An 11,046-nucleotide genomic window follows, 5' to 3' on the forward strand; every position below is an offset into this window, starting at 1 on the left:
GTCGTTGCTCAGACTTGGCCAAATAAACCCGGCCTCGACTCGGTTGAAACACTGTTTGTTGTATTACTGGGAGTTAGGCGCAGACCAACTGTCGCAACACAGTGACATGTATCGTTTGCACTGCGCATTGACGCTTTTGCAATTGGACGGTTGGCAGAATGCGTTTACCTCGTCGCAGCGAAGTCGCGAAGGGCACAGAACATTTTTTCCCAAGGGAAGGGGAATATTAGTGGACCCCCAGGCTTTGGCAAGCGTGTTTGATGAACAGGGGCGCCAACAGAGTCCGTTATTACTGGACGTCGAGGGCACGCCGGCCGCCATTCGGGCGATATTGCGATGTTGTGGATTTTGCGCTACACCCGCAGACAGTTCCCCCCGAAGACTTATTATCACGCCCAGTCAGTAACCCCACTGATGTATTTTTTTTCGGGAAATTGCAGATTGGCGACGCCAATGAAGATTGCTGTTGAGTGCAATTTTTAGTCGACATCAGCACCTTTCTTTCAATAGAAGATTTCTCATACAGCTCAACGGCCCATTGTCGCGGGCTAGTAATGGTGGTGGCCCTGCTTATCGGTCTGCTCGCACCAGTCGTAGATCAATGAATTCATTCATACCCAAAAGGTATCACAAAAATGATATTGGATTAATACGAAGGCGAAACATACAGTGCAAGTATCAAAACCCTTCAGGAGTGAATATGAATAACGAACGCTATGAACGAGGCCTGGCGAAGCTTAAGGAAGTTGATGGTCAGGCAGGAGAGAACGTTATTGAGAGCCTGAAGGACATTGCACCAGATTTTGCCCGCCTGCTCATTGAGTTTCCGTTCGGCGATATCTATTCGAGGCCGGGACTCGACCTCAAGAGCCGAGAACTCGCTGTGGTAGCCGCGCTAACCGCCACGGGAAACGCTTTGCCGCAACTCAAGGTACATATCCACGGCGCTCGCATTGTCGGCTGCTCTCAACAAGAAATCGTTGAGATCATCATGCAGATGGCGGTTTATGCCGGCTTTCCCGCAGCACTTAACGGACTGTTCGCCGCCAAAGAAATTTTCTCACAGGAGGTAACAATATGAGGCACATATTCTACTCAGTGTGGTTGGCGTTTATTATGGCAGTCTCGCTGAACCTGCCTGCCTCGGCCCAAGCGCAATCAGTAGTCAATTGGACGTTGGATCGGACCGCAGTCCATGAGGGACTCAGTTCACCGGTCGGTATGGCCTACGACATGCGCGGCAACCTTTATGTGGCGAATTGGTCGGCCGGCACTGTGTTGCGCTTCACGCCTAATGGCGAACGTGTGGTCTTTGCCAGTGGCCTCAGTGGCCCGTCTGGATTGGCTGTTTCATCCACGGGAGATGTGTACGTCGCCTCCTACAACGAAGACCTGGTGTGGCGTTTCACACCCAACGGCGATAAGACTGTTTTCGTACAGGGGCTGGCAACGCCGGCGGGTCTCTCTTTTGATATGCGAGGTCGCTTGCTGATCGCGAATCGGAAGACCAACCAAATTCTTGCTGCCCATCCAGACGGAAGAATAGAGATCGTAGCCGAAGGTTTGCAAACACCGGTAGGTGCTGTAGAACTGCCCAATGGTGATTTACTGGTCAGTAATATTGCGGGCGGAATATCCCTCGTATCCAATGGGATGAAGGCAAAAACAATCAATACCGAATTCACCAGCCCAGGCCCCGGCATCGTCCCAGCAGGTACAGATGCAGCCTATGTTGTTGACTATGGCGGGACGACTGTCAGCCGCGTCGACCGAGAAGGTACTCGCACGGTGATCGCTGATGGACTGATCAGCCCGGTAGGGTTGGCACGTGCACCTGATGGAAGTCTACTCGTGGCTACGTGGGGGGCAAACGCCGCGTTTCGAATCCGTTAACGCTGCCGTCCTAATATTACAGCCCGAGGGAATTCTTAATGTTCGAACTCATTAGATCACTGCTTGCCAGAAGAACCATGGCCCTTTCACTTCACAGTCTCTCGCTGATCCCCGTTCATGCTGCTGCAGCGACTGATTTTTTAAAAATGTAAATAGAATGATCCATATCACCATAGGCTTTAAATTTTCACGGCTGACTTTAATCAGGAAAATATAAGTGTAAATAGCATTTTCAGTTATTTATGCAAAAAATCTGAAGCCGCAGTTAAGAAATCGTTCATTACGACAGTGTTTTTACCTTGCTTTTTGGCTTTATAAAGGGCCAGATCGGCCTGATGTATACTCTTCATAAGATCTTTATCGGCATAATGCATGCTCACCCCGATAGAAACAGTGATATTGAATGGCTGTTGTGAATTTCCCAGAAACAGCGTTTTTGAAACTGCTTGCCTGATACGCTGGCAAACCAACAGCACCGCAGCGGGATCCTGATTTTGGATGAACATGATAAACTCCTCACCCCCGTAACGGCCGACAAAATCCTTAGCTCGCGTTGTACCTCTAAAAACATCAGCTATTTCATAGAGTAATTGATCGCCGACAAGATGCCCATAACGATCATTGACAAGCTTGAAATCATCCAGATCAATCAATACCACCCCGAATGAGTTTTTCTTTAGAGCGAGTCGGACAATTTCTTGATCAACCCGTTTGCGGTTATTTAAATTAGTGACGCTGTCAATCATGGCGAAATCCTTAATCATTATATTGTCTTTAATATAGGATTTCTGAGCCATCAGTGCATAATATATGATCAGAAAACAAAAACACTCCAAAAGTGTAGAAACTATCAGAGAGTTTATATCATGCGGTGAGTTATTAATAAAATGAAACGTAATAGTGTTGTAGAGTAGAATGATAAACACAATAAACAGAGGTATTCTCGATGATGTGCTACGCCATATTTTAAAGGGAAAAAGGGTTAGTGGGACGAGGCCCATAATCATCTTTTCATAAAGGTCTCCATCAATATTAATGATACCTATTGCCAGGGATATTAAACCACTGACCCAGCCGCCAATTATTATTGTTAAAATTACGGGTAAACCAGTGAAACTAAAAACGGGGAAACCTGTTGTCAAAACCCCATGTTGTTGTTGAATGCTCAAGGTAATAAGTCCGCCGACAACACCAAATATAACACGCTTGCTGTAGGATGCATCAAATGAAAAGGCTTCATTGCGGCTAAGTAAAAAAATGCTTGCAGAAAAAGTTGCAAAAATGATGCAAATGTTAACATAAACACTCAGACTCAATGCAACAATTCCCATAACTGTGCACCCTAGCTTAAATAATAACAATCTTGCAATATTTTATATATTGCATCAAATGAAGCTCACCAGTTATATATTTTATTCTAAATCTTAATACTTCGTCGATATTCCTTTATGAACGACTTAACCTTACCAAGGCGACACAAAGCCTAACTTCAAATTAAACGCCCTTAGCATTTATTATTCTAATCGTTTATATCGATCGTAAAAACCTTATTGATAGATAAAACCTATCAATATTTGAGTAACTATTGTTATTAACGATCGATTCCTCTATTATGATGAATTAATGATCAGCAGTTGATTGATAATTAATCTATAGATGAATTATCATGAAAGTTTCAATTTATATCGTCAGAAGTATTTCATGAAGGCATTAGTAAACTATTCTGCAATGTAATAGAAAATAGTTTATGGGAAATAAAAACAAACCTGAAATTGAAAATTAACGGCTGATCTATTTAAAAAAAGGCATAAATGATGAAGTGAAAATGTTACTTTGTGCAAATTTTTATTTATCACATCGAAATGATGATTTCTATTTCATTACGTATCACAAAAATGATTTATATTTATTGCTCTCCTGGGAAATATCTACATAAGAAAACCTTATCATCATAAGCGAGAATGGGTGTATAGATCTATGCGGTCAACACCGCATGTGAGACCATAAAAACGGCATTAAATAATCACCCTCTTTTTCCTACAAACATTCTGTTAATTATTTTATGTCAAACGTTATTTGAAATTTTTTTTTTAGAAAAGCGAAGCCTAAATCGATATAAGTCAGTGATAGCGCGGCGCTGCGGCTCGAATGCGTCTTTTGCAGCAAGCATGTTCAAGAAATGCATTAGTCAATCACAGGAAAGGATTGTTTTATAGCGACTTGTTTTCTTGGATTAAACAGGTTGTTATGGCACAACTGCTGATCTTGAAACGGCGACTGTTACCGTCGGCAATGCGGCATATAGATCTGTGGCACTTGCTGCTTCCTGCAGCGCTTTATTCCCTTAGGCAACTAACAGCATTGTACAAGTGGATGCTAGCGCAGATCCTGCCGGAGCCGCGCGTTATGCTGGCGACGGCACAGGCGCTCTGGCAGGACGACTTGCTCGACCGGTGGTGGTCTTTCTGCGGCCGCCAGCCTTGGTGCAACCTGCTTCAACCCCTTCGGGCGCCGGCGTTTTGTTACCCCGCGTTACGCCCGGCGGATTACAGCAGGCTATCAACCCACATCCACAGCGGCAGGGTGACGGCCGATAAGAGTGTTGAAAGACAAATGGCCGAGCTGGTTACCTGGGTGTCTTCCAGCGAGCGCGAAAACCCCAGCACATTGACGCCGGAGGGATTGGCGGCCATCAGTACCAGCACCCGGCGCGGCATACCGCCGATATCCAGCAGCATGCACGTCAGCAAAACCAGCAGCGGCATGGCGACAAGCTTGGCGGCGGTAATGCCGAGGGCAGACCCGCCGGGGCGCAGGCGAAAGCCCGCCAAATTGGCGCCCAGCGCGATCAGCGCGCAGGGTAACGCCGCCTGGGCCAGCCAGGTCGTTAATTGCGTGGTCCAGACCGGCAGCGCCACATTCGACAGATTGACCGCCGTGCCCAGCAGCAGGCCGACAATCATCGGATTGGCGAGGCTGCTTACCAGCGGGCCGGGTTTGAACGGCTCGCTGCCGGCGAAACTGTCATACAGGCTTTGGAAGCTGAACAGCAGCAGGCTGTGCACGGCGAGTACGGTGAACAGCAGCACTAGCCCGTCGTTGCCGAACAGGCCCGAGACCATCGCCACGCCGATCAGGGCGTTATTGGAAAAGGAGGCGGTCAGTCCAAAGGGCGTTGGGTGGCCGAGGCGGCGATGGGCGAACAGGTTGACCAGGGCGAAAACCATCAGTGCCGGAACAAAATACGCCGCCAGGATCGTGGTGTTCAGGCCGTCGTGCAGCGGTGCGTTGACCATGCCGGTAAACAACACCATCGGCATGAACAGCTTGAAGGCCAGGCCGCCCAATGCCTTGATGGCGTGGGACTCGAGAACGCCCCGGCGCGCCTGGACATACCCCAGGATGATCAACAGCGAGATGGGCAGTATGGTTTGTGGAACGGCCACGGGTAAGGCTCCTGTAACAATGGGTGAAGGCTATTTTTACTGGCTAATCCCTTCGCTGTCAGCGCGATTTTCAGGCAATTGGGTGTATTGGCATACTAATTGCTATCTTCCTATAACCTGATGTTATGCGTTGTCCCCGGCGCGAACGCTAAAATTCCACAGAGGTACGTTGCATGCAGCCGCTCAACTTGCGCCAGATCGAAGTCTTTCGCGCTGTCATGATCACCGGTTCCATCAATGGCGCCGCGCAACTGCTGTTTGTTTCCCAGCCGGCGGTTAGCCGGATGCTCTCGCACACCGAGGCGCGTATCGGCTTCCAGCTGTTCGAGCGCGTCAAGGGACGGCTATATCCCTCGCCGGAGGCGCGTAGCCTGTTCAACGATGTTGAATCGGTGTATCGCGATATCCTGCGGGTCAATACCACGCTGCACAATCTGGTCCAGCAGCGTCACGGCGTGCTGCGCGTCGCCAGCAGCCCCAGCCTGGGGCATCAACTGGTGCCGGACGCCATTGCTGCTTTCCGGCAGTGCAACGAGGATATTCGCATCAGCCTGGAATGCCTGCGACATGTCCTGCTGCGCGACCGGCTGCTTGACCGGCAGGCGGATCTGGGTATTTCCCTGTTCCCCATCGATCATCCCAACCTGCGCGCGGTGCCGCTGAGCTATATCCGGGTTATGGTGGTGTGCCCGCAGGATCATCCGCTGACCCGGGTTCAGGCCGACGAGTTGCCCCAGGCGCTGGCGGATGCGGCGTTCATCGGCTATACCGCCGATACGCCGTTCTACAGCTTCATGAAGATGGCCTTCGAACATGTGGGCTTGCCATACCGGCCAAGCATCGATGTCGACTCGCCCCACCACGCGTGCGCGCTGGTCAAAAACGGCAGTGGTTTTTCCGTGGTCGATGAAATTTCCTTCCGCGCCTCGGGAGAGGGGCGGATGGCGGTATTGCCCATCCTCAGCGAAGAACGCCTGACCATCAGCCTGGTGCACCTGCGGCGCGAGCCTTTGGCGCAGTTTGCCCAGGTGTTTGTCGAGCAATTGCGCAACACGCTCGGCGGCAGCGGTTTTCACCTGTTCAATATGGATTAACCTCAGGTTAACCAAGGCCGACATATTGGCATACGACATCCTTACCTGAAGTTCCCACAATGACCCTAAGTAACGCAAAAGGTTTGCCGGCATCGGGTCGGTCTTGTGGGAGGAAAACGGCATGCGCGAAATCGTCATCGGCGGCGCCCAGTTGGGGGCTATTCAAAAAAGCGATTTAAGGGAAACGGTGGTCCGGCGTATGCTGGCGCTATTGGAACAGGCCCGGCAGCAGGGATGTGAACTGGTGGTCTTCCCGGAGCTGGCCCTGACCACGTTCTTTCCCCGCTGGTATATGGAAGATCAGCGCGAGGTGGATACCTGGTTCGAACGGGAGATGCCCAACGAGGCGACCCGCCCGCTGTTCGATTTCGCGCGTGAGCACGGCATCGCCATCACCTTCGGCTACGCCGAGTTGACCCCTGAGGGGCATCATTACAACACCTCCATCTTAACCGACCGCCAGGGCAGCATCATCGGCAAATACCGCAAGATACATCTGCCCGGACACGTCGAGTTCGATACCGGCCGCGACTTCCAGCACCTGGAGAAACGCTACTTCGAACCCGGCGACCTGGGTTTCCCCACATGGGAGGATCGGGAAACCGTGATTGGCATGTGCATTTGCAACGACCGCCGCTGGCCGGAAACCTATCGTGTCATGGGACTGCAGGGCGTGGAACTGGTCACGCTGGGCTATAACACGCCGTCAATCAACTCGCAAAAACCCGGTGAAGGCGAACAGCAGCGGCTGTTCCATTCCGAATTGTGCATGCAGGCCGGCGCTTATCAAAACGCCACCTGGGTGGTCGGCGTGGCCAAGGCCGGGGTCGAGGACGGCTTCCCGCTGATGGGCGGCAGCGTAATCATCGATCCCAACGGTTTTGTGGTCGCCAGGGCTAAAGGGCAGGACGACGAGCTTATCGTCCACCGCTGCGATATGGATTTGTGCAATTTCGGCAAGACCACCATTTTCGATTTCGCCCGCCACCGGCGTATCGAGCATTACGGCATCATTACCCGCCAAACCGGCGTCCAGCGCCCCTGACCAGGAGACGACAGTCCATGCGCACCGTTTATCTCAACGGAGAGTTTATTGCCGAGAATGATGCGAAGATTTCCATCTTCGATCGCGGCTTTATGTTCGCCGACGGCATTTACGAGGTGACCGCCGTATTGGGCGGCAAGCTGGTGGATGCCAAGGCGCATTTGGCCCGCCTGCGCCGCTCGCTGGCGGAGCTGGCTCTGGTCCTGCCGCTTGACGACGATAAGCTGCTGGCGGTCCACCGGCAGCTTATCGCGCGCAATGCGCTGTGCGAAGGCTTGATGTATATGCAGGTCAGCCGTGGCGCCGCAGACCGCGACTTTTTGTATCCGCCCGCGGACACGCCGTTGACGGTGGCGCTTTTCACCCAGGCCAAGGCGGTGCTCGACAGTCCGCTGGCAAAACGCGGCATGAATATCATCGGTCTGCCGGATATGCGCTGGGGGCGCAGCGATGTCAAAACCACGCAACTTCTCTACGCCTGCATGGCCAAGGAACAGGCAAAAGCCCAGGGCGCCGACGACGCCTGGCTGGTGAAGGATGGACGGGTGACCGAAGGTACCTCCAATAATGCGTTTATCATAACCCGCGACGGCGCGGTGGTGACCCGCGAGCTTTCCCGCGCGCTGTTGCCCGGCATCACGCGCGGCGCGCTGCTCGTCCTGGTGAAAGAACACGGCCTGCAACGCGAAGAGCGCGCCTTCAGCCTGGAGGAAGCAAAGAATGCCGCTGAAGCCTTCGTGACCTCCTCCACATCGTTTATTTATCCGGTGGTGACCCTGGACGGCCAGCCCATCGGCGACGGCACGCCGGGGCCGTTAACCCGCCGACTGCGCCAGCTATATATCGGCCATGCGCTGGCGGGGAGCGTCTGAGCGCCGGGAATGGCGTCGCCGGGCGCGCCAAAGTGCCCGGTCTGGTCTAACTACGTCGCGCCGCAGGGCAAGAGCGCCGACACCGAACGTTGCCATTTTTGAGGAGTATTGAGAATGAAAGTACGTCCGTCCCGTTCCCTGGTTACCCGCCTGTTGCTGCCTATCGGCCTGATTGCCGCCATGAACACGCCGTACGCCCTGGGCGCGGAGAAAACCCTGCACGCGGTAATGTCGTCATCCCTGCGTGTTTTGGATCCTATCGCAACCACCGCGCAGATCACCCGCAACCATGGCTTCATGATTTACGATACCCTGATTGGCATGGACGAAAACTTTGTGCCCAAGCCGCAAATGGCCGACTGGAGCGTCTCGCCCGACGGCCTGACCTACACCTTTACCCTGCGCGACGGCCTGCTGTGGCATGACGGCAAACCGGTGACCGCCGCCGATTGCGTCGCTTCCCTCAAGCGCTGGGCACGGTTCGATGTCGGCGGTCAACTGATGATGAAGTACACCGCGGGTATCACCGCCACCAACGACAAAACCATTACCCTGACGCTGGCCAAACCCTTCGGCTACGTCCTGCAACTGCTGGCCAAGCCTTCATCGGTGGCGGCATTCATGATGCCGGAGCGGGTCGCCGATACGCCTGACGGCAAGACTATCACCGACTATACCGGTTCCGGCCCCTATAAATTCGTCGCCGGCGAATTCGACCCCGGCAACCGGGTGGTCTACGAAAAATTCAAAGAATACATTGCGCGCAAGGAGCCTGCCAGCGGCACTGCCGGCGGCAAGGTGGTTAAGGTTGATCGCGTCGAATGGATCAATATGCCCGACCGCATGACCGCGATCAACGCACTGTCTTCCGGTGACATCGACTTTATCGAGCAGGTGCCCATTGACCTGTTGCCGATGATCCAGGCCGACGATCATCTCAAGTCCGGCGTCCTGAGCAAACTGGGATTGATGACCGGCGGGCGGATGAACTTCCTTTATCCTCCGTTCAACAATCCCGACATTCGCCGCGCCGCGCTGCTGGCGATGAACCAGAAGGATGTACTTGATGCATTGGTTGGCAACCCGAAGTACTTCAGACTGTGCGCGTCGGTCTTCGGCTGCGGCACGGCGCTGGACAGTCAGGCGGGCGGCGAGTCGCTGACCCGCGGCGGCGACCTGAACGCCGCCAGGGCGCTGTTGAAAAAAGCCGGCTATGACGGCACGCCGGTGGTTATCATGCAGCCGACCGACGTCCCGAGCCAGGCGCCACAACCGGTAGTGGCGGCTCAGGCCCTGCGCAATGCGGGGTTCAACGTAGAGCTGCAACCGATGGACTGGCAGACCCTGGTATCGCGCCGCGCCAACCAGAACCCGCCGGCGCAGGGCGGCTGGAATCTGTTCTTTACCTATTGGAACGCGGAAACCATCTGGAACCCGGTGGTCAACCCCATGCTCGATGGCGGTGGCCGGCAGGGAGCCTGGTTCGGCTGGCCGACCGACCCGCAGATGAATGAACTGCGGGTGAATTTCGCCACCGCCACCGATCCCGCCAAGCAGAAAGAGATTGCGGTCGAAATCCAAAGGCGTGCGATGGACCAGGTCAGCTATATCCCGCTGGGTCAGTATTACGACGTGGCGGCCTGGAACAGCCATATCAGCCACTTGATGACCGGGCCGTCCACCGTGTTCTGGAACGTCGAGAAAAGCGACTGATTAGCGGATAATTATTGCCTTCGGAGGCTTCGATGATGGGTTACTTCATTCGCCGCGTACTGGCGGCTATCCCGGTGATGCTGGTGGTGGCGCTGTTTGTCTTCCTGCTGCTGCGGCTGTCGCCGGGCGATCCGGCGGCGATTATTGCCGGCGATATGGCAACTCCGCAGCAACTGGCGGCCATCCGCGAAAGCCTGGGCCTGAACGAGCCGCTGTACCGGCAGTTTTTCGTCTGGGTCTGGCAACTGCTGCAGGGAGATTTCAGCACCTCCCTGATGGCCCACACGCCGGTACTGGGCATGATCGGCCAGCGCCTGGAGCCGACCCTGAGCCTGGCGCTGACGGCGATTGCCTTCACTATCCTTATCTCGGTACCGCTGGGGGTACTGGCGGCCTGGAAACACGGTAGCTGGATAGACAATCTGGTGATGTCGACGTCGGTACTGGGATTCTCGATACCGGTGTTCGTCATAGGTTATGTGCTGATTACCGTATTCGGCATCGAACTGAAGTGGTTGCCGGTACAGGGTTTTCGCAGCATCACCGGGGGAGTCTGGCCGTTTGCCCAGCGTATTGTATTACCGGCATTGACCTTATCGTCGGTCTACATCGCGCTGGTGGCGCGGATGACGCGGGCCAGCGTGCTTGAAGTGTTGGGCGAAGACTACATCCGTACCGCCCGCGCCAAGGGCCTGGCCGAAATCCACGTGCTGTTTAGGCATGCGCTGCGCAATGCCTCCATCCCGATCCTGACGGTGATTGGCGCCGGTTTCGCGCTGATGATTTCCGGGGTGGTGGTCACCGAAAGCGTATTCAACATCCCGGGTCTGGGGCGCTTGATTGTCGACGCCGTGCTGGCCCGGGACTATCCGGTTATTCAGGGCATGATCCTGTTGACCAGCGGGGTATATGTCATCATCAATTTGCTGATCGACTTGTCGTACGCGCTCAGCGATCCGCGCATTCGCTACTGAGGGCATTGC

Annotated in this window: 9 protein-coding genes; 7 read left to right on the forward strand and 2 right to left on the reverse strand. The window is 53.9% G+C overall.

What is annotated here, in order from left to right; all coding sequences use genetic code 11:
* Positions 1 to 700: 700 nt before the first annotated feature.
* Positions 701 to 1,081, forward strand: coding sequence for a carboxymuconolactone decarboxylase family protein (locus tag ACL2XM_RS06865; protein ID WP_413730235.1), 381 nt, complete (start codon positions 701 to 703; stop codon positions 1,079 to 1,081).
* Entirely contained in the window at positions 1,078 to 1,893 is an 816-nt protein-coding gene (locus ACL2XM_RS06870) for a hypothetical protein (protein ID WP_413732600.1), read from the forward strand. The genes ACL2XM_RS06865 and ACL2XM_RS06870 overlap by 4 nt, the downstream gene beginning before the upstream one ends.
* Before the next feature lie 236 nt (positions 1,894 to 2,129).
* Here ACL2XM_RS06870 and ACL2XM_RS06875 read toward each other — a convergent pair whose 3' ends face one another.
* Both ACL2XM_RS06875 and ACL2XM_RS06880 read right to left on the reverse strand, forming a co-directional pair.
* Entirely contained in the window at positions 2,130 to 3,224 is a 1,095-nt protein-coding gene (locus ACL2XM_RS06875; protein ID WP_413730237.1) for a GGDEF domain-containing protein, read from the reverse strand.
* Between the two features lie 1,215 nt (positions 3,225 to 4,439).
* Positions 4,440 to 5,339, reverse strand: coding sequence for an AEC family transporter (locus ACL2XM_RS06880; protein ID WP_413730238.1), 900 nt, complete (start codon positions 5,337 to 5,339; stop codon positions 4,440 to 4,442).
* Positions 5,340 to 5,512: 173 nt separating this feature from the next.
* Between ACL2XM_RS06880 and ACL2XM_RS06885 the strand changes: the two genes are divergently transcribed.
* The 5 genes from ACL2XM_RS06885 to ACL2XM_RS06905 all read left to right on the forward strand — a co-directional run bounded on the left by ACL2XM_RS06885 (position 5,513) and on the right by ACL2XM_RS06905 (position 11,037).
* Positions 5,513 to 6,433, forward strand: a complete 921-nt coding sequence (locus ACL2XM_RS06885; protein WP_413730239.1) for a LysR family transcriptional regulator — start codon at positions 5,513 to 5,515, stop codon at positions 6,431 to 6,433.
* A 121-nt stretch (positions 6,434 to 6,554) separates the two neighbouring features.
* Positions 6,555 to 7,478 (forward strand): N-carbamoyl-D-amino-acid hydrolase, encoded by a 924-nt coding sequence (locus tag ACL2XM_RS06890; RefSeq protein WP_413730240.1) that lies wholly within the window; start codon positions 6,555 to 6,557, stop codon positions 7,476 to 7,478.
* A 17-nt stretch (positions 7,479 to 7,495) separates the two neighbouring features.
* Positions 7,496 to 8,350 (forward strand): D-amino-acid transaminase, encoded by an 855-nt coding sequence (locus ACL2XM_RS06895; protein ID WP_413730241.1) that lies wholly within the window; start codon positions 7,496 to 7,498, stop codon positions 8,348 to 8,350.
* Positions 8,351 to 8,464: 114 nt separating this feature from the next.
* Positions 8,465 to 10,063 carry an ABC transporter substrate-binding protein gene (locus tag ACL2XM_RS06900; RefSeq protein ID WP_413730242.1) on the forward strand — a complete coding sequence of 533 codons (1,599 nt, stop codon included), beginning with the start codon at positions 8,465 to 8,467 and terminating at the stop codon, positions 10,061 to 10,063.
* 32 nt (positions 10,064 to 10,095) lie between these two features.
* Complete coding sequence (locus ACL2XM_RS06905) at positions 10,096 to 11,037, forward strand: ABC transporter permease (protein WP_413730243.1); 942 nt, start codon at positions 10,096 to 10,098, stop codon at positions 11,035 to 11,037.
* Positions 11,038 to 11,046: the final 9 nt, after the last annotated feature.

Origin of the sequence: Sodalis sp. RH20, assembly GCF_047324205.1 — a bacterium.
Classification (GTDB): Bacteria; Pseudomonadota; Gammaproteobacteria; order Enterobacterales; family Enterobacteriaceae; genus Acerihabitans.